At 62.0% G+C, this 19,591-nt stretch carries 18 protein-coding genes; 13 read left to right on the top strand and 5 right to left on the bottom strand.

Features of this window, described 5'->3' with window-relative positions:
- Positions 1-64: 64 nt before the first annotated feature.
- From BUA26_RS05130 to ssb, 6 genes are all read left to right on the top strand, one after another.
- Positions 65-280, top strand: coding sequence for a hypothetical protein (locus tag BUA26_RS05130; protein WP_072758425.1), 216 nt, complete (start codon positions 65-67; stop codon positions 278-280).
- A 62-nt stretch (positions 281-342) separates the two neighbouring features.
- Positions 343-1,155, top strand: a complete 813-nt coding sequence (locus tag BUA26_RS05125) for a TorF family putative porin (protein ID WP_072758424.1) — start codon at positions 343-345, stop codon at positions 1,153-1,155.
- Between the two features lie 13 nt (positions 1,156-1,168).
- Complete coding sequence (kdpC, locus tag BUA26_RS05120) at positions 1,169-1,753, top strand: potassium-transporting ATPase subunit KdpC (RefSeq protein WP_072758423.1); 585 nt, start codon at positions 1,169-1,171, stop codon at positions 1,751-1,753.
- 39 nt (positions 1,754-1,792) lie between these two features.
- Positions 1,793-4,459, top strand: coding sequence for a sensor histidine kinase (locus tag BUA26_RS05115; protein WP_072758422.1), 2,667 nt, complete (start codon positions 1,793-1,795; stop codon positions 4,457-4,459).
- A gap of 38 nt (positions 4,460-4,497) precedes the next feature.
- A complete protein-coding gene (locus BUA26_RS05110; protein WP_072758421.1) occupies positions 4,498-5,190 on the top strand; it encodes a response regulator in 693 nt (230 codons plus the stop codon).
- Positions 5,191-5,395: 205 nt separating this feature from the next.
- Positions 5,396-5,914, top strand: coding sequence for a single-stranded DNA-binding protein (gene ssb, locus BUA26_RS05105; protein WP_072758420.1), 519 nt, complete (start codon positions 5,396-5,398; stop codon positions 5,912-5,914).
- A gap of 279 nt (positions 5,915-6,193) precedes the next feature.
- Here ssb and BUA26_RS05100 read toward each other — a convergent pair whose 3' ends face one another.
- The 4 genes from BUA26_RS05100 to BUA26_RS05090 form a co-directional block, all read right to left on the bottom strand.
- Positions 6,194-6,619, bottom strand: coding sequence for a hypothetical protein (locus BUA26_RS05100; RefSeq protein ID WP_143154179.1), 426 nt, complete (start codon positions 6,617-6,619; stop codon positions 6,194-6,196).
- Positions 6,620-6,699: 80 nt separating this feature from the next.
- Positions 6,700-9,564 carry an MAC/perforin domain-containing protein gene (locus BUA26_RS05095; RefSeq protein WP_072758418.1) on the bottom strand — a complete coding sequence of 955 codons (2,865 nt, stop codon included), beginning with the start codon at positions 9,562-9,564 and terminating at the stop codon, positions 6,700-6,702.
- Between the two features lie 383 nt (positions 9,565-9,947).
- Positions 9,948-10,106 (bottom strand): hypothetical protein, encoded by a 159-nt coding sequence (locus BUA26_RS20415; RefSeq protein ID WP_178368539.1) that lies wholly within the window; start codon positions 10,104-10,106, stop codon positions 9,948-9,950.
- A 26-nt stretch (positions 10,107-10,132) separates the two neighbouring features.
- Positions 10,133-10,786, bottom strand: a complete 654-nt coding sequence (locus BUA26_RS05090; RefSeq protein ID WP_072760076.1) for a TetR/AcrR family transcriptional regulator — start codon at positions 10,784-10,786, stop codon at positions 10,133-10,135.
- 60 nt (positions 10,787-10,846) lie between these two features.
- On the opposite strand from BUA26_RS05090, the gene BUA26_RS05085 reads away from it, so the two are divergent.
- The 5 genes from BUA26_RS05085 to BUA26_RS05065 all read left to right on the top strand — a co-directional run bounded on the left by BUA26_RS05085 (position 10,847) and on the right by BUA26_RS05065 (position 16,455).
- Complete coding sequence (locus BUA26_RS05085) at positions 10,847-12,007, top strand: NmrA family NAD(P)-binding protein (protein ID WP_218587778.1); 1,161 nt, start codon at positions 10,847-10,849, stop codon at positions 12,005-12,007.
- A gap of 112 nt (positions 12,008-12,119) precedes the next feature.
- Positions 12,120-12,851 carry an ABC transporter ATP-binding protein gene (locus tag BUA26_RS05080; protein WP_072758416.1) on the top strand — a complete coding sequence of 244 codons (732 nt, stop codon included), beginning with the start codon at positions 12,120-12,122 and terminating at the stop codon, positions 12,849-12,851.
- Positions 12,848-14,260, top strand: coding sequence for an ABC transporter permease (locus tag BUA26_RS05075; RefSeq protein ID WP_072758415.1), 1,413 nt, complete (start codon positions 12,848-12,850; stop codon positions 14,258-14,260). Before BUA26_RS05080 ends, BUA26_RS05075 begins: the two co-directional genes overlap by 4 nt.
- Complete coding sequence (locus BUA26_RS05070; protein ID WP_072758414.1) at positions 14,257-15,042, top strand: outer membrane lipoprotein-sorting protein; 786 nt, start codon at positions 14,257-14,259, stop codon at positions 15,040-15,042. Before BUA26_RS05075 ends, BUA26_RS05070 begins: the two co-directional genes overlap by 4 nt.
- 27 nt (positions 15,043-15,069) lie before the next feature.
- The gene (locus BUA26_RS05065; protein ID WP_072758412.1) at positions 15,070-16,455 is read left to right on the top strand and encodes a hypothetical protein; all 1,386 of its coding nucleotides are present in this window, start codon (positions 15,070-15,072) and stop codon (positions 16,453-16,455) included.
- A 32-nt stretch (positions 16,456-16,487) separates the two neighbouring features.
- Here BUA26_RS05065 and BUA26_RS05060 read toward each other — a convergent pair whose 3' ends face one another.
- A complete protein-coding gene (locus BUA26_RS05060; RefSeq protein WP_072758410.1) occupies positions 16,488-17,567 on the bottom strand; it encodes a serine hydrolase domain-containing protein in 1,080 nt (359 codons plus the stop codon).
- An 83-nt stretch (positions 17,568-17,650) separates the two neighbouring features.
- Here BUA26_RS05060 and BUA26_RS05055 point away from each other — a divergent pair, with 83 nt between their 5' ends.
- Both BUA26_RS05055 and BUA26_RS05050 read left to right on the top strand, forming a co-directional pair.
- Positions 17,651-18,853: a sensor histidine kinase gene (locus BUA26_RS05055; RefSeq protein ID WP_178368538.1), complete on the top strand. Its 1,203-nt coding sequence runs from the start codon at positions 17,651-17,653 to the stop codon at positions 18,851-18,853.
- The gene (locus BUA26_RS05050; protein ID WP_072758406.1) at positions 18,850-19,494 is read left to right on the top strand and encodes a response regulator transcription factor; all 645 of its coding nucleotides are present in this window, start codon (positions 18,850-18,852) and stop codon (positions 19,492-19,494) included. Before BUA26_RS05055 ends, BUA26_RS05050 begins: the two co-directional genes overlap by 4 nt.
- Positions 19,495-19,591 lie beyond the last annotated feature (97 nt).

The raw sequence follows: 19,591 nt of genomic DNA, 5'->3' as shown, positions 1-19,591 counted from the left end.
CGTAGATCCATCGCGTGGCCGGCGGGCGTCGGCCGCGCGAAACCCCCTTTCGGAAAGCCAAGTCATGCGGACCCTCAAAGTATCCGTCTCTCTCCCCGACGACACCCATCCCGAGATGCAGCTGCGTCTATGTGCCAACGATGCCGACTGCGACGTGGTGATCGTGCTGCCGATGCAGGCAACGCACGCAGCGCACGTGGTGCAACTGCCGCGTGCCGTGGTCGATGACGTCGTCGCATGCGACGACGACTACACCCTCGGCGGCTACGCCGGTATCTGATGCCGTTTTCCTTTACCACGATGAGCGCCGCCCACCGCGGGTTAGACGCCGGAGTTATCACGATGAAGTTGCGTTCCCTCGTTGCTGCGGCAGCCCTTTTCTCCTTCGCCGGCATCACGGCGGCACAGGCTGACGGTGCGCCGGCCAGTCCGGTCACCGGCAATGTCGCGGTGACCAGCGACTACATGTTCCGCGGCCTCACCCAGACCTGGGGCCGACCGGCGATCCAGGGCGGTGCCGACTACACCAACCCGAACGGCTTCGCGGCCGGTTTCTGGGGTTCCAGCATCAGTGAGCGGAGCTATCCCGGCGGCGCCATGGAGCTGGATCTGTATGCGAGCTACGGCCAGTCCATCGACAACGATTGGTCGTGGCGCGCAGGTCTCTACGGCTATGTGTATCCGGGCGCCAATCTGGATCAGGCCGGTCTGGCCGCGCGCTCGCTGAATACGCTGGAGGCGAATGCCGCGCTGACCTGGAAACAGTTCACGCTGAAATACAACCGTGCGCTCACCGATTACTTCGGCGTCGATACCGAGCAGGGCTATACCGGCGATTCGAAGGGTACGGACTATCTGCAGCTGGATGCCGCGATTCCGTTGAACGACGTGTGGAGCGTAGCCCTGCATGCGGGCCACACGCATTACACCACCACGCTGGCGGTGCCACTGGCCGACGGTGCGCGCAACCCGAGCTACAGCGACTTCGGCGCCACCTTGAAGTACCAGTGGAATGGCCACTGGTCGTTGAGCGGCGGTATCACCCGGGCCACCAACGCAGACTTCTACCGCCGTACGTCCAGCTTCCTCAACGCCAACGACACCCGCAATGTCGGCGGTACCCGCGGTTTCGTGATGCTGCAAGGCACGTTCTGACCGGAGCAATCCCATGTTCAAACTGTTGCGCCAATCCTTCATGCTGTTGCTGGTGTTGACCGTGATCACCGGCGTGCTGTACCCGCTGGCCGCCACCGGGCTGTCCCAGCTGGTTTTCCCCCACCAGGCCAACGGCAGCCTGATCGAGAGGGACGGCAAGCCGGTCGGCTCCGCGCTTATCGGCCAGTCGTTCACCGACCCGAAATATTTCTGGGGCCGTCCGTCGGCCACCACGCCGAACCCTTACAACGCCAATGCGTCATCCGGATCCAATCAAGGTCCGACCCATTCGGCCCTCGCCGATGCGGTGAAGCAGCGCGTCACCGCGCTGCGTGCTGCGGATCCGGGCAACACCGCGCCGGTGCCGGTGGATCTGGTCACCGCCTCGGGCAGCGGACTCGACCCGGAGATCAGCCAGGCGGCAGCGCAGTACCAGCTGGATCGCGTCGCCAGGGCACGTGGGCTGAGCAGCGCGCAGGTGCAGGCGCTGGTGAACGAATACACCAGCGGACGCCAGCTCGGCATACTGGGAGAGCCGCGCGTCAACGTGCTGCGACTCAACCTCGCGCTGGATATGCCGCGCACGCACGGCAGCTGATCGCGCTAACGTAGCGCCATCCACCGGACCTGCCAGCACATGACCGAACCTTCCCGCGAAGCGCGTGCCGATGCCCTGCTGAGCACCGGGCTCGGTGAGCGCAACCATCGACTGAAGATCTTTCTCGGCGCCGCGCCCGGTGTCGGCAAGACCTACGCGATGCTGTCCGCCGCGCGCGAGCTGAAGCGGCAAGGCGTGGACGTGGTGGTCGGCCTAGTCGAGACGCACGGCCGCGCCGAAACCGCGGCCTTGCTGGACGGCATGGAAGTGCTGCCGCGCCGGCCCGTGCGTTACCACGACCGCGACTTCACCGAGTTCGACCTCGATGCCGCGCTGGCGCGCAAGCCGGCCGTGCTGCTGGTCGACGAGCTGGCCCATCGCAACCTGCCGGGCGGTCGCCATGAGCGGCGTTGGCAGGACATCGCGGAGCTGCTCGATGCCGGCATCGAGGTGTATACCGCGCTCAACGTGCAGCATCTGGAAAGCCTCAACGACCAGGTGCGGCGTATCACCGGCATCACCGTGCGCGAGACGGTGCCGGATGCGTTCCTCGACCGCGCGCGCGACATCGTACTGGTCGACCTGCCGCCGCGAGAGCTGATCGGCCGCCTCAAGCAGGGCAAGGTGTATGTGCCGGAGACGGCCGCCGCCGCGCTCGACGCGTTCTTCTCGCCGACCAATCTGGCCGCCTTGCGCGAGCTTGCGCTGGAGACCATCGCCGGCCACGTAGACAGCGATCTGCGTGAGCACATGCTGGCGCGTGGCAGCGCGATGACGGTGCGCCGCCGGGTGCTGGCGGCGATCGATGGGCATGGCCAGAGCGAGTATCTGGTGCGCGTGGCAAGGCGCATTGCAGAGCGGCGTGGTGCGCCGTGGAGTGTGGCCTACGTCGATACCGGAGCCCGGATGGATCCTGCACGGCGCGAACAGCTGGACGCGGCCATGCGTCTCGCGCGCCGGCTCGGCGGCCAGACGATCATCCTGCGCGGCCATGCAATCGCTGACGAACTATTGGCGCACGCGGACCGCGAAGGCGTTGGTCAGATCATCATTGGCCGTACCCGGGAACGGGTGGTGGCGCGCATGCTGGGTCGCTCGCTGACCCAGTTGCTGCTGCGCCGTGGCGCACACATGGAGCTGACCATCATCGCCACACCGACCGAGCGGGCGAAAGCTCGCCGCCGGTTGCGCCTGCTGTCTACGCGCGGTTCGCGTGGCGAATACGTCTACGCCACGCTTGCCACCTTGATCGCGTTCGGTCTGGCATTCATCGCCGACCGCTACCTGTCAGTGGCTAACCTGTCGTTGATCTTTCTCACCGCGGTATTGGTGGTGGCGGTGCGCACGCGCATGGCCGTGGCCGTCTATACGGCTGTTCTGTGCTTTCTCGGCGACAATTTTTTCTTTGCGCCGCCGCGTTACACGCTGGAGATCAGCAGCCCCGACGATGTGCTGACGGTGACATTGTTCCTGCTGGCGGCACTGGTCTGCAGCCGTCTGGCCACGCGGCTGGCCAGCCAGGTGGAATCATTGCGTGGTGCGCACGTGCAGGCGCGTGCACTACTTGTGCTCGGTCAGCAGCTGACTGCCAGTACCGACGCCGACGGCATCCGCGATGCCGGAAGCAAGGCGCTGGCGCACGCGCTGCGCTGCGAGGCGGCTATCCTCGCCCGCGATGCGGAGCAGGTGCTGAGGGTGGTGGCCAGCGCGCCACCGGAACGCGCGTTGTCAGCCCAGGACCTGGCCGCGGCCGATTGGAGCGACCGGCATGGCGAGCAGGCCGGCCGTTTCACCGACACCTTGAACGCAGCGCCCTACTGGGTGCTGCCGCTGGGCAGCGAAAGCCGTCCGCTGGGCGCGGTGGCGTTGCGTTTCGATCCGGCGATGAGTGAGCCCGATCCCGACCGGCGCAGCCTCGCGCTGGCGATGACGCAGGACATCGGTCAGGCGCTGGAACGCGCACAACTGTCCGACGAACTCGAAGGGGCACGGGTGCAGGGCGAGACCGAACGCCTGCGCAACGCGCTGCTGTCGTCGGTGTCACACGACCTGCGCTCGCCGCTGGCCTCGATGATCGGCGCCGCCGGCACCTTGATCAGCTACGAAGAAAAACTTCCACCGCAAGAACGTCGCGATCTGTTGCAGGCCATCCTCGGCGAGGGTCAGCGGCTGGATCGCTACATCCAGAACCTGCTCGACATGACCCGGCTCGGCCATGGCACGCTGAAACTCAACCGCGACTGGACCGACAGCGCCGAGATCGTCGCCGCCGCAGTGACCCGCCTGCGCAAGCTGTTCCCAGAGCTGCGGGTGGAGACGATAAGTCCGCCGGATACCGTGCTTCTCTACGTGCATCCCGCGCTGATCGAGCAGGCGCTGTTCAATATCCTGGAGAACGCCGCGCGGTTCTCACCGCCAGGCGAAGCAGTGCGGGTGACCGTGCACAGCAGCGGCGAACGCCTGCTGATCGACGTGAAGGACCGCGGCCCCGGCATTCCGGAGGATGAGCGGGTGCGCATCTTCGACATGTTCTACTCGGTGTCGCGCGGCGACCGCGCACCGCAGGGCACCGGGCTGGGGCTGGCGATCTGCCGCGGCATGATCGGCGCGCACGGCGGCAGCGTGGAGGCCTTGCCCGGCGACGGCATCGGCACCACCATCCGCATCAGCCTGCCGTTGCCGCCGCCGCCCGATGTCGAGCAGTGACGCCAAACTCCTGACGCCTATCCCATGACGCCACCCCTATGACCTCAGCCGCTGCGCGCATCCTGGTGATCGACGACGAGGCGCAGATCCGCCGTTTCCTCGACATCGGACTGCGCGCCGAGGGCTATGAGGTACTGCTGGCGGCGACGGCTGCCGAGGGCCTGGCGCTGGCGGCTACGCGCACACCGGATCTGATCATCCTCGATATCGGCCTGCCCGACATGGAAGGCCATGCCGTGCTGGCCGAGCTGCGCCAGTGGAGCCAGCTGCCGGTGCTGATGCTGTCGGTGCGCGATGCCGAGAGCGAGAAGGTGCGGGCGCTCGATCGCGGCGCCAACGACTACATGACCAAACCGTTCGGCATCCAGGAGCTGATGGCGCGGCTGCGCGCGTTGTTGCGCAACCGGTCGGGCGAACCGGAGGTGCCGCCGCGCTACGACGATGGTCGGCTGAGCATCGACCTGGCCCGCCGCGAAGTGAGCCTGGACGGCGCGCCGCTGGCGCTGACGCGCAAGGAATTCGCTGTGCTGGCGATGCTGCTGCGCCACGCCGGCCGCGTGGTCACCCAGCAGCAACTGCTGCGCGAAGTGTGGGGTCCGACCCACACTAGCGACAGCCAGTATCTGCGCATCGTGATCGGCAAGCTGCGCCAGAAACTGGGCGACGACCCGGCCAATCCGCGCTGGCTGAAGACCGAGCCGGGGGTCGGCCACCGTTTCATCGTCACCTGAAGCGGCCGGGGCCGCCGCCGGCGGTGGCCGGAATCCTTGCAGCACCTGCCTTGCGGCGCAGACGGTCCGCGTCGGAGTCGGCCCACGCCGGGGCGGGGTTTCCGCAGGTGGATTCGGTGGCCGGCGAGGTTATGATAGTCAGCCAGATTCACCACTCCGGCCGTAACCACCCCTTACGTACGGCCGGCTCAACAGAGGACATCCCATGGCACGCGGCATCAACAAAGTGATTCTGGTCGGCAACCTCGGCAACGATCCCGAGGTGCGTTACACCACCAGCGGTACGGCAATTGCCTCGCTGAGCATCGCCACGTCGGAAAGCTGGACCGACAAGCAGAGCGGCGAGAAGCAGGAGCGCACCGAGTGGCACCGCGTGAAGATGTTCGGCCGGCTGGCCGAGATCGCCGGCGAGTACCTGAAGAAGGGCCGGCAGGTCTACATCGAAGGCTCGCTGCGCACCGACAAGTACACCGACAAGAGCGGTGTCGAGAAATATTCGACCGACATCATCGCCAGCGAGATGCAGATGCTCGGTGGCAATGAAGGCGGCGGTGGTGGCGGTGGTGGTGGACAGCGTGAGCGCCCGCCGAGCAGCGCTGGCGGTCAGCGCCAGGGCGGCGGCAACTACGGCAGCCCGTCGCGCGGCAACGATGACCGTGGTGGTTCGCGGCCGTCGCCGGCACCGGCCGACAGCGGCTTCGCGGACGACGAGATTCCGTTCTAGGAAACACCGTCAGAAGTAGTGTTGCGTTTTTCCAAAGAGCCCGCCATTTGGCGGGCTTTTCTTGTGTTCCGGTGTTGCAATTTTTGCTGGAGGTTTACAAGGGTTTGTCTACCGTCGTCTTTTGTCTCGACTTAGTCCAGCAGGAAGCATCACGAAGCCCGAGAAGCTCGTCATACGGTCCGTCAAGTTCGGTGATGGAAAGCTCTACTCGGTCGAAATACCGCGGCCGGTGCGTCGCTATCCGCGCCGCCGTCTGAAGTCGGTCTGAGCGAACGCTTACTAGCCAAAGCCGCCACCTCGCCATTTTTCGGTGAAGTTGCCCATTTGGGTTCCGGTGGTGTCCTTGCCGACGAATCCGTCCGTGACCACACTGAGGACGAAATCGGCAAGACTTCTGACCACCTTGTCGTTGCTCAGGTTGTAGCGCTCGATGATGGCGCCTGTCAGCCAAGGCTCCAATGCGTTCTTGCCGTTTTGCACTGGCCCTTTCAGGCTGCCGTGGGTCTTGCCCCAGTAGTCGTGAATGCTTTTGACAATGGTTGTCAGCGGTTTGCCGTCCTCATCGAAGTAGCTTTTCGCGACCTCGATGTCGTCGACTCGGCCCGCCACCACCGCGACTTTAAGCAGGCTATCGCCGGCGTGTTGGAGGCCCATAGTCGGTTTGCCTTCGTATCCTTCGAGAAGATTGCGCAGAGGAGTAGGCATGATAGGTATCCGTGGTTGTCGGGTTAACGTGTGGCTGTCGGGTTAATGGTTCAGTGCGGTGACCGGGCGGCCGGGCGCTGCTATTGCGCCACCGCGGGCTGCATGGGCTTGACGTAAGTCGTCTTCACGTTTTTCAGTTTCACAGCGACGATTTCCATTTCCGCGTGGCAAGCTTCTATATGGTCTTTGCTGGAGGCCATCCAGCCGATCGCCGTGCCGCGGGCGTCGATGACGGGACATGAGCCAGTCAGGAAGTTCGCCACACTCTCTCTGAGGCAAGCACCCCCACCAATGACACCCTCGCCGGCGGTAAGCGTGGCGTCCTGATGCCCACCCTTTGGCAGAAGCTTGGTGAGATAGGTTGGCTCGATGAGCGAGCCGTCGCGTGCCCGTATGCCGATCGCGATGGCGGTGAGCACGTGCGCCTTGTTTGTCCGACAGCTGCCGGAGCTGGCCAGAAAGCCATCGCGTGGCGTCGGTTGGGCCGTAGCGCCGGCCTTGGCGGCGGATGCGGCGACGAAACCGCACGCGGTGATCACGACGTTGCTGAAATCGTCGACCTTGGCCCCGCCGCCGGTGATCAGGTAGCCCGTGCGTTCGCCGGCCACCAGCGTGTGTGCGGTTTCCGCCCGCGAGCTGGAGGTCTCAAAAAGACACACATCCCATCGATCATCCGGGTCGTAGACGGCGAGCACCGCAATTTCGTGCTCTTCGGCGGAAACATGGTCGATGTCTTTCATGTCCGCGCGCCAGAACCAGGTCTTGGATGATGGTTCGTAGATGGGGTAACTGCAAACAAGGAAGTTACCCTTGTGCTGGTTCAGCGAAGTGACGCCGCCGGATAGGATCTTATAGCCCTGCGGCAGCGTAAAAGTTTTGCGGAAATGACTCGCCGGCGAGAATCGCTCGCGGAAGCAGGCCACCTGCATCGCCGGCGGTGCCCAGATCGCCGCCAGGGCCTGTTCCAGTTCCAGCACCGTAGTGGCCTTGGCGAGCGCCGGCACCTTGGGCAGCTGCGGATTGATGTCCTCCAGCGAAGGTACGAAGACCTGCTGCACCCACACGCGCTCCAGCAGTTTGGTCAGCACGGCTTTCGCATCCGGCGCCACGTCCCTGAGCGTTGATAATGCCAGCAAGGACCAAACCGCCATGGGATCATCGCGGTCGATGACGTGCCAGAGCGTGTTTTTCTCCAGGCTCTGTTTCCAGTGATCCACGGAGAGCTGGTCCAGGCCGCCGAAGACTTCGGTGCTGGTGCGGACGTCTTCGGTGCGCATCGACTTCCGCTCGGTGGTAGACCTGCCGCTGGCGGCATCGCGGCCACCCTGGTTGGCCGATGAACCGGAAAACATGCCGCCTAGCCCGACATAACTGCCGGCCGCAGAGACCTGCCAGTTCGACACCGTACTGACTGCAGAGTCGATGCCCTCCAGTTGTTCGCTGGTGGTTGCCGTGGCCGTCGCGATGAGCTCATAACGACCGCCAAGTAACGCCTTCGCGTAGAAATGGCTGCCGAAGTTAACCAGGAACGCGAGGGCGTACGTCTCTTGCTCGCTGGCATCGGCCGTTGCGATGAAATGCAGCGCTTCGCTCGCCTCGTGGCTCAGCCGTACCTGGTCCCTGGGAATGGTTATGCATCCGCGGGTCATCCATATCTTGTGTGACTTGATGCGGCAGGCGGAGCTGCTGCTCGCGGCCTTCTCGGTGGCGTTATAGTCCAATTTCGCCCGTGCGTGTCCCCCGGCTGCGCTGATCGCGCCTATCCCGCTGCCAAGAAACGTGGCGCCGCTGAGCTTGTTCGAAGTGCTGAATGTGGAAGCAGAACGATCGACGGTCTTGCTCGCGTATTCATAGGATTCCTGGCTCGCGTATGAAAAGGTGTCTTCTTTCCTGGTGTGTTCTTTGGTCAGCTTGCAGGTATGGCTGACCAGATCAGAGCCGCTGACGTCGGCGATCTCGCCCGCCTTCCACAGCACACCGCGGAATAGATCGTTGGCATCGGCAAGCTGCGCGGCATCGAGTTCCTTGACGTCCTTGAGCGAAGCCACCAGTTCCTGCGCGACCTTTCCGTTCAGCTCTTTGCTGGCGTTGGCCAGCGCATCATCCAGGCTCTTGATGTCGGAATAGCTGCCCTTGAGCTTTTTCAGCACCGGCTCCGAGTCGCTCTCCTTGAGCACCGTTTCCAGATTTGTCATGGCCTGCTTCAGCACGGCCTCGGCATTGGCGCTGGCGTCCTTGGCACACGTCGCGCGCAATTCCTCCACCTGCCTGACGGCTTCCTTCAACTTACCTTCCCGTTGCTTGAATTCGTCCGATAGCGGCCCATTTTTCTCGGTCAGCTGTTGGTTTTTGATCGCATCGCGCAGATCGCGTGGCGAAAGATTCTCGACTTGCTCGGCGCTGGCCGGTGCGGACGGGTAGCGCTTTTTGCCAATTACACAGCCGTTACGCAGGTCGTCGACGAGGCTCTTGCGGGCGTTCGGCTTCTTGCACAGGCTTTGCAGGGCCTGCATCGAAGTGACGCCGTGCTTCTCGTATACCGGGACATGGCTGGGTGGGACGCCCTCTTTTTGCAGATAGGCCTTAAGCTCGTCGTTGGCCTTCGACGTTACATTCTCAGGCTCGTTCGCCGCTGCGGCTTCCCGCTTTGCGACCTCGGCCGCATCTTCCGCCTTCTGCTGAGCGACCATGATCGCGGTTGCGACATCGTCGACCTTGAGTTTTCTGAAACGCTCGGCTTGCAGCTTGCGTCCGAAGGTGGGTTTCTCACCCAGCCATTCCTTGATGACGCCATTCTTCATCGACTTGTCCGCCAGGAGATCCTGCAGCGCCTTGAGTGAAGTAATCTCTTGGGCCAACAGGATCGGCTCTATCGACTCGACTTGTTTCTCGCGCAAGAAGGCAGACAGCAGCGCGACCTCTGGATTTGCGACGACAGCATTCATATGCGCCTCTGGGCATGGGTCGCCTTGCGGCCGGGCGACGGACACCGGTCAAGGAAGGCTGAGCTATCTTAGGCACCTCGGCAACGTGAACAGTACCCCCGAAATCAGTGGTTGCCGGTTCATGCAAACTCGGGCTGACTCAAGCTGACTCGCTATTTTTCATCCATGGCAGAACCCACCGTTGAATTGGATCGGACTATGACAAGGAACATTTTCCCCTTGGCATCCCAACCAGATCACCGATTGGAAATAACCATTGCTGACCAGCACCGCTGATGGATCTGGCGGCGAGTTGGCTGCCAGGCCCGGCCGCATTTTGGCGGCGCCCGATGCAGCGATGTCGCCGGGGGAACTGCACCAACCTGGCTACAAGCCTCACCCCCTCAACGGGGTGCTGAAAAGCCACCGGCATGTATGGGGTTAATGGCAATTGGTGCGTCACGTTCCGGTTTGTCGGCACCGACGTCGAGCTGGTCGCTTTCACCTTGCTTTTGGCATCGATCGTTCGTCTCGGTGTGCACCTTTTCGATCGCACTGACCATGTCGGGTTCCACCCTAAAGTCGGAATTCAAACTGGGGCGTTATTGGCGCCCGGATGGAGTTGAAGGAAAGCATCCGTCGCATGACGAGCGCGTAGGGCGATCTCCCGCGGCTTTGGTCGCTCAACGACGCCTAGCAGCAGGCCCGTCATCAGGTTTCCCATAAGCAGCCCATAGAACTGCTCGACGAGCTCAGTGGGACGGCTATCGAGCAGTCCCGCTTTTTGCGCCTGAGTCATGATTTTACGCAAGGCGGCACGGCTGGTTCCCCCTCCTATGGCATCGAGCGTACGCGCCACTTCGGGTGCTTGTGTCGTTTCAGCGATTGCCAGTCGAAAAACCGCGATGACCGTCGGGTCGCTAATTTCGCGAACCAGCTGCGTGCCGAAGGCAGACAGAATGCGCGCGAGAGTCTCACGATCGTGCGGTACCGGCAGCTCAGCGGGTACCTGCAATCGCTTGGCCCTCTCGCTGATGCAAGCGATCAGCATTTCCTGCTTGTTGCCGACCAGTGCATAAAGCTCGCGCTTCGAAACTCGCGCATGTGTGGCGATTTCGTTCGTGCTGGCCGCCGCGTAGCCATTTTTCATGAATGCCGCGAAGGCGGCCTCGAGGATACGTCCGCGTACCGCGGCCTCATCGCCGCTTTGTTGGGGTCGTTTCGACCTCGATGGAGTAGTCATTTCGTTCCTCTTGACATTGGTACCAAGCGGTACCATGCTGTTTGGTACCAAACGGTACCAATGGTTGATTGGTCCACCGTACCAAAAACAGCCAAGCCTGTTAAGGAGGAAACGATGACGACCAAGCCCAGAATCTTCGTGACCGGTGCGACCGGGAAGACGGGTAGCGTGGTGGCTGCCGAATTGCTGAAGGCCGGCTATCGCGTCCGCGCCATGGTCCACGGCGAAGATGGCCGCAGCGCGGGACTGCGGGCGCAAGGCGCGGAAGTCGTTGTCGCCGACATGAGCGATGTCGAGCGCGTCGGCGACGCACTGAAGGACGCCCAGGGGGCGTATTTCTGCCCGCCTTTCGATCCGTACATGATCCAGGGCGCCGTAGCTTTCGCAGTTGCCGCCAGAGAGGCCCGACTGGAACACATCGTCGGACTGACTCAGTGGCTGGCGAGCCCCTCGCATCCGTCACTCATGACCCGCCAGCTCTGGCTGGTGAATCAATTGTTCGCCATGACGCCCGGCATAGCGCATACGATCGTCAATCCGGGTTTTTTCGCAGATTCGTATTTGATGCTGACGGGATATGCGGCAAACCTCGGTGTATTTCCGTGGGTTTACGGCGATAGCCGCAATGCGCCTGCCTCCAACGAGGACATCGCGCGGGTAGCCGTTGCGGCATTGATGGACCCTGCACGGCACGCCGGGAAGAGCTATCACCCCACCGGGCCCGAACTCCTCGATGCCAAGGACATGGCACAGGCGATTGGCCGGGCCGTAGGTCGATCGGTCAAAGTCCTGCCGACGCCCGCCTGGCTATTCATGAAGTCCGCACGCCTGGGCGGCTTGCCGATCGATCTGATCAGCGGCGTTCGCTACTACATCGACGATCACAAGCGCGGAGCATTTGAACTCGGCGCGCCCACGACTGACGTGCTCGACGTAACGGGCCGCCCGCCGGAGGACTTCGAGACGATAGCGCGCCGCTACGCAGCGCTGCCGGGCAACCAGCGCACGCTCGGAAACCGGTTCCGCCAGTTCGCCCAGTTCATGATCGCCCCGCTCAGGTCCGGCTTCAATCTCGACAAATACGATCGCGATTTGCGCAGGCCATTCCCGTCGCGACCGCAGTTCGCACCCGAGTCGAAGGTCTGGCAGCGCGAGCACAGCATCGCTCATGTCGAGGACACCAGCGCACTGGATGCACGCACTGTTCTGGTACGTGGCTAGCCCTGTCCGTGCGCTCAGCGCGAGCCCCATGCGTCCGATTCACCCTGGCCATTCAAGTTGCACAAAAGCGATCGAAGCATCGCCGATCAGCAGCCGACGAGGAGTTTCTTCCATGGCGATAGCCATTCCCATTCAAAGCTCTACCTCTGGCGCAGAGGCTGCGGTTCGCTTCCATGGCGTCTCCAAGACATATCGACTGGGCGATGTGCCGGTCGAGGCGCTCAAATCCGTGAGCTTCGGGATTCCGCCTCAGCGGTTTTCCATGATCCTGGGACCCTCGGGCAGTGGGAAAAGCACACTCCTGAATCTCATCGGCTGTCTTGATAGGCCCACTGCCGGTGTCCTCGAGATCGGCGGGGAGAAGATCGGCGCGAAGTCGGATGATGAACTGTCGGAGTTTCGCGCCCGGAAGATCGGGTTCATCTTCCAGAACTTCAATCTGATTCCGGTGCTTTCGGCCTACGAGAATGTCGAGTACCCCTTGGTGCTTCTCGGGGTGCGGCCGACCGAGCGCAAGCGACGCACTCTCGAAATCTTGAAGTCGGTGGGGCTTGTCGAACACAGGAATCACCGACCTAACCAATTGAGCGGCGGTCAGAAACAGCGGGTTGCGATCGCGCGGGCTTTGGTCAAGGGCCCGACGCTGGTGCTTGCGGATGAGCCGACAGCCAATCTCGATTCCCAGACCGGGGCCGCCATCATCGATCTCATGCGTCAGGTACAGCACGAGCACGGGGCCACCTTCGTTTTTTCCACCCACGATCCTCAGCTGATTTCCCACGCGGAAGAGGTGTTCTCCATCCGCGATGGCGAACTGCTCGAACACCGGACGGCACACTCATGAGCACTATCAAGATTGCTGCGCGCAACATCACGCGCAATGTGCGCCGGTCTGTGATGACCATCTCGGCCATCGCGATCGGCGCCATGGCAACGCTCGTTTTCGGAGCGTTCGTCTCGGAGATATTCGTACAGATCGAAACCCAGAATGTGGTCCGGTCAGGGCACCTGGCGATCTACCGCGAGGGGTACTTCAAGTACGGCAGCGGCAATCCGGCGGCCTACGGCATTCCGCATTACGAGACCGTCCTTCAGCTCGTGAAGGACGATCCTGTCCTGAAGCCTCTGATCAATGTCGTGACGCCCACCGTGAACCTTTTCGGCATCGCGGGCAATTTCGAGTCGGATGCCTCGAAGACCTTCATGGGCTTGGGAGTCATTCCCAAGGACTACAACCGCATGCACGAATGGGACGAGCATCAGATTCGCGCCCAACTGAGAGAGGTGGATGCGCCGTTGAACGAGCTCGATGAAACTCACGGGTTCGTGGGCGTCGGTCTCGGGAGGATTTTGCGCCTCTGCGGAGCCTTGAAGATCGCGGATTGCCCGAACACCGCGCTGCCTCAAGACGATGCGAACGGTGCAGGCCCGAGCGTACCCGCCAAGCGCGATTTTGCGGGACTCAAGGATTCGGGAGAGGGCTCCACCCAGCAGTCCGGGCAGAGCCACGTTCCGCGGCTCGATCTGTTGGCGGCCACCTCCGCCGGGGCACCGAATGTCGTCAATTTCTACGTGGACGCCGCTGTGGCGCAAGGGGTGAAGGAACTCGATGACGCCTTCGTCGTCATGAACTTCCACCTGGCGCAGCAACTTCTTTACGGGCGTGGCGAGAAAAAGGCGGTCGGCATCGTGCTGCAACTCCATCGCACCGAGGACATCGATGCGGCGAAACGGCGCATTGAAGGACTCATTCAGAGCAAGGGGCTGGATCTGGAGGTTCGCGAACTCAAGGAGCTGCAGCCCTTTTATCGGCAGGTCATTGGGATGATGTCCGCGATCTTCTCCTTCATTTCGCTCGTCATGGTGGTGATCGTGCTCTTCACCGTCGTCAACACCATGAGCATGAGTGTGATGGAGCGCACCCCGGAAATCGGGACGTTGCGCGCCATCGGGGTCAGAAAGCTGGGTATCACCCGCCAGTTCGTCGCCGAGGGCCTGTTGCTCGGGTTGATCGGAGCCACGATCGGTCTCTTGCTGGGGTTCGTTCTCAACTATCTCATCAACCATTCCGGACTGACCTGGCAGCCACCCGGAAGCGCCAGTCCCGTTCCATTGCTTGTCAGGGAGAACGAAATCGCACCCCTTGCCGGCATCATCTGGATCTCGCTCGCGATCGTTGCCGTGATCGCGGCCTGGCTTCCAGCGCGGCGCGGCGCACGGCTCACCATCGTCGATGCTCTGGGGCACGTATGAAGACTTCTCTTTCCTTTCTGTTGCTCGCCTTGTCGATTCTGCCGCTGGGCGCTCGCGCGGTCGAAGCCCCGACCGCCGACGAGGTAGTTACTGCCTCGGATGCCGTGCGGAATCCATCCGAACCGTTCGAGCGAAAATTGACCCTGGTCGAGTACATCGACGGTACGGCCCATAGTCAGACCGTTCTGCGCGTCTATTCGAAGGTCGATCCCGCCACAGGTCAGTACCGCAATCTGGTCCGCTATGAGGAGCCGCCTCGTGACGTGGAAAAAACCGTCCTCATGAACGGGACGGTGATGTGGTTCTACGATCCCGCGGCCCGATCAAGCGTACGCATCTCCCCGCAACAGCGGCTCTTGGGGCAGGCTGCACAGGGAGATGTCGTCACTGTCAATCTGGCGCATGACTATCGCGCCAAGCTCGTCGGGCCGGCTGGTGGAGAGACGCTCAATGACGCGGATCAACATGCGCGAAGCTGTTGGCACGTTGAATTGGTGCCGAGCAATGACAGCGCCATTTACGGCAGGATCGACTATTGGGTGGAGCAAGGAAGCTTCCATCCGGTCAAGAGCAAGTTCTACTCCGACAGCGGCCGACTCCTCAAGATCGCCTATTACCACAAGTACGGTGAGAGTCTCGGCGCCCAGCGTCCGACCGAGATCATTCTGATCGACGCGGTCAATTCGAAGCTCGTCACGACCATGAATACGTCGGACGACAAGGCCCGTGCGATACCCGACAGCTGGTATCAGCGCGACTACCTGCCACGCGTGGGGCAGTGAGCTTGCATGACCCCATGGATTCCACGAATGGTGGTCGGGCTGTGCCTGCTTGGTATGGCAAACGCTGTGCTCGCGCAGTCGACCAGTACCAGCGAGGACGATGACCTCAAGCGGATTCCGCCGGCGGCAGAGGCGACTCCGAGCCCGGGCTCGCCGACTACTCAGCGTTCCTCAGAGCAGCGAATTCGGATCGAGGACGCGTTCACTGGTTGGGACAATCAGACGCCCGTGATTCCGACGCCAGCGGCCCAGCCATCCTGGCAGAATCGCCTGAGTCTCGATGCGGATATCAAGCTCCCGCTCGCCAACGCCTGGACGTTCGGTTTCAGCGATCGGCTGAACGTATTTGCGGGCAGCTTACTATCGGCCGTATCGAGAGCGAACGCCCAAAACGATCTCCGGGAGATCTACCTTTCCGACGAGTTGGTGCCGCGTACCTACATCGAAGCGGGGCGCGTCAATCTGAAAGAAGGAATCGCCTACGGCTATAACCCGACCGATTTCTTCAAGACCCGATCGGCCGTTCAACTATCCTCGATTGATCCATCGGCCGCCCGTGAAAGCCGGTTGGGTGTCGTGATGATCAAGGCGCAGCGATTGTTCGACGGCGGCAGCGTAACGGCCGCTTATGCCCCCAGGCTTACCGACACTGCTCCTATCCCCACATCGGCCCTCGCAAGCTTCGATCCTGGTTGGGGACGAACGAATGCCGACGGTCGCGGCTTGCTGTCAGTGAGCTGGAATGGTTCCGCATTCAATCCACAGTTGCTCGCATTCCACGATGCCATCGGAACGCACTGGGGTGGAAGCCTGAGCCGCGTGCTCAATGCCGGTACGGTGGCTTATCTCGAATGGTCCGGCGTGCGAGAACCCTCGCTTACCGCGCGCGCGCTTGCATTCGGGGAAAGAACCGGCGCGCTGCCTGCGGGGCTATCGGTGATCGAACACGTCTCGGGACGCAAGCCATTCTCGAATGATCTCTCCATAGGCGCTTCCTGGACGAGCGCTTTCAATCTCACGCTCAATGTCGAGTATCACTATCACGAGTCGGGTCTCAGTGGCCCGGAGTTCTCCCGCATCTCCGAACAAGGCGCCAACAATACGCGCAGCGCTTCGCAGTTCTGGTATGTACGGCAATACGCGGCGGATCAGCAGGAGCCGCTCACGCGTCGGGAGTTTTTTCTACGGGCCGACTGGCAGGACGTGATTCCATCGACGTTGAACCTGGGTGCCATCGCCTTCGTCGCAGAGAACGATGGGTCGGGACTTGCCCAGATGTACGCGCAGTACTTCCCATCGCGCAACTGGACCATTTCCGCTTACGTCGGCACCACGATTGGCTCGAAGACCAGCGCCTTCGGCAGTCTTCCCTGGCGAGTGAGTGGCGTAGTCCAGGTCGTCAGATACCTCTGAGCAACATCGGCGCGTGGACTTTCGCACCGGAGTCACTCGGTGGCCAGAATCATCATGTCATGCAGCTTCTGCAAGTGGCTGCGCCATCCGTCTTTGCCAAAGGCAGCGAACAAACCCATTTGCAGCAAGCTACGCCCGGTGTCACGCCGAGCGACGACGACCAGCCTGTGCTTTGCATCGACGACCATGAACTGGCCACCCCAGCCGTCGGCCCATACAACGTCGTTGCGACGATCGAGCCACCAGAGATAGCCATAGGCATCGAAGGGAGGCATGTCGTGGACATCCGAATATGCCTGCGTGCTTTCGCGCACCCAGGATTCGGGTATCACCTGGTGCCCGTTCCATACGCCGTTGTTGGCATAGAGCATTCCGAATCGGGCGAGATCGGCGGCGGTCATGAAGATGACGAACTGGCGATGCTCGGTATAGCTTGGCTGGTCGTAGATGACCTGATCCGGCTTGAAGGTGGTCATGCCGGTCGGTTTGGCGATCCATTCGTAGAACGCCTTCCCGATGCTCAAACCCGTGCGGCGTTCGAAGATGACACCAAGCACGTTGAAGTCCCAGTTGTTGTAGTAGAAGAACTCCCCCGGTCGATGCGAACCCCGGCGCGGGCGCCCGTCTTTCATGCCCTTTGCTTCACCGGCCGCTTCGATGTAGATGCCCGAACGGGACATCAGCAGGTCACGGATCGTCGCCGACTTCTCCATCGCGGTGAGCGGCTTCACCTTGTCGTCGATGCCAAGTTCGCCGAGGGTCTGGTCGAGGCGAATATATCCCCGTGCGATGGCGATGCCGTAGAGCCCGCTGAGCAGGCTCTTTCTGACGGAGTGCGTATTGATCGGCAGATCCGCCTCTCCCCATTGCGCCAGCTGTTTGCCATCTTGCAGTGCGACGAAGGCATCGAACCGCGTCTGCTGCGGCAAATAAGCATAAGCCTGCTGGATGGGTTTGCTGTCCTTGATGATGGCCGGAGGGAGAACGGCCGCGAATGCGTTGCGCTCTCCTGGCGATACGACGGGCACCGAGGTCACCGCTATGCCGGCAACTACCGAGAGGCCGATGGCCAGAACACCGATCTTCGCAATTCGCGCCAGCTTCGCCTTCATGTTGCCAAACCTTGGGTTGGGATAAGGCGTTCAGTCTGCTTGCGCGCACCAGAGCCGTCAGGCATCGAAAGTCACCAGTCGAGGTGACTAAAGTCACTTCTTTCGGTATCTGCTTGCCTTTCTTCCGACCTGACGGAATGCTGGCAAGCATGAGATTGGCGATATCCCCCCGATCGGCGATTGCGGTAGCGGGCCTGTTGGCATGGGCGGCTATCGGTCTTGAGCTATGGTCCGGCCCACTCATCGCCACTGCGTTGGGCGCAGCGTTTCCGGTTCATGGACTGGCGAAGTCGCTGCATCTGGTTTTCCTTCTGGTGTTCATGGTGTCGGTTGCCGTGCGCGGGCACGATGCGGCTCAGTTCGCGTTGGCTATCGTGCTCAGCGTCATCACGCTCGTTCTGGTGGCGCTTTATCGCTACAACTCTGCCGCGGCGTTGCTGATCGTTCCCATGCTGACGTTTGCCAGGCTGTCCAGCATCCGGATGCTGGCCATCATCATGGTCTTGTTGAACGCGTTGTTGCTTTCCATCGTCCTGATGTTTCGACAAATGGATGCGCCGCTGACTTATGTCAGCCTGCATGCCAGCCTTCAGCTGTTCGCCGTCATGGTTTCGCGGTTCGCTCAGAAGACGGAGCAGGCGCGAGACATGCTCGCCAGCGCACACGCCGAACTGCTGACCACGCGCGGCATGCTGGCCGAGTCGGCCAGACATCAAGAACGCCTTCGGCTGTCGCGCGAGCTACACGACGTGGCGGGACACAAACTCACCGCATTGCAGTTGAACCTCGCCGCAATGACCCACAACCGCCGGCTGGATCAGGCCGCGATGGTGGCTCTGTGCTCGCGTTTGACCGAAGAATTGCTGAGTGATCTGCGTGGCATGGTTCACCAACTCCGGCTGCACGATGGACTGGATCTGGGCGCCACGATGCATCGCCTGGCGGCACCTTTTCCCCGGCCTCTCGTCGTTCTGGAGATAGCCGACGACGCCCGCGTCGCCACGCTGGATCAGGCAGAGGCGTTGTTGCGCACGTTCCAGGAAGGTTTGACCAATGCGGCACGCCACAGCGACGCCGATCATGTGTGGGCGATACTGTCCCGCGATGGCGAGGGGGTGTCGCTGGTGATCCGGGACGACGGCCGTGGGCACGGTCATGTACGCGCCGGCCACGGATTGACCGGGATGCGGGAGCAGCTCCAGGCGATGGGAGGTGATCTCCAGTTCGGCCGGTCCGGCGACACCGGTTTCCACTTGCATGCCTGGCTGCCAGTGGCGTGGTCATGACCGGTCCGAGGCGTCTTCGCATCGCACTGGCGGATGACCAGGCGCTGGTGCTTTGCGGCCTAAAGGCATTGCTCGGCGGCTTCGAGCAACTTGAAGTCGTCGCAGAGGCCGATGGAGGAGAAGCGCTTCTCCATCTGATGACGAAAACTACGGTCGATGTCGTGCTCTCCGACATCCGCATGCCGGGATTGGATGGTTTTGGCCTTTGCGAACGTCTGAGAAGGATTCCGGGCGCTCCGCCGGTTGTCTTGCTGACCACGTTCAATGACCCGGACATGGCCCTTCGCGCCGCCGAGGCCGGAGCGGGAGGTTTTTTGCTGAAGGACGCGTCCCCGTTGGAGCTGGTCGCAGCCATCGAGGAGGTCGCCAGGGGGCGCAAGGTCATAGCGCCGATTTCGACCGACCTGCTGCGAACACGCTACGCCTATCACGACGACGAAGCGCCGACCGGATGCTTCAACAAACGCGAGGTCGATATCCTTCGCCTGTTGGCGGGCGGATATACCAATAGAGAGATAGGACAAGCGATCCACATCGCCGAAGGCACCGTCAAGAACTACCTCATCGATATCTTCGACAAACTCGGTACGCGCGACCGAACGCGCGCCGTGCTGAAAGCCATCACGCTGAAGATAATCTAGTCTTGAAGAGGAGACGGGTTGCACTCTGTCGGCAACCCACGGCACAGCGAGCGCGGTGGCGGCGCGAACACAACATCGCTCGCATCGAGGACACAGG

The organism is Rhodanobacter sp. OK091 (assembly GCF_900142825.1).
Taxonomy (GTDB): domain Bacteria; phylum Pseudomonadota; class Gammaproteobacteria; order Xanthomonadales; family Rhodanobacteraceae; genus Rhodanobacter.
The sequence above is the reverse complement of the archived record's forward strand: the minus strand, read 5'-3'. Positions and strand labels throughout refer to the sequence as shown.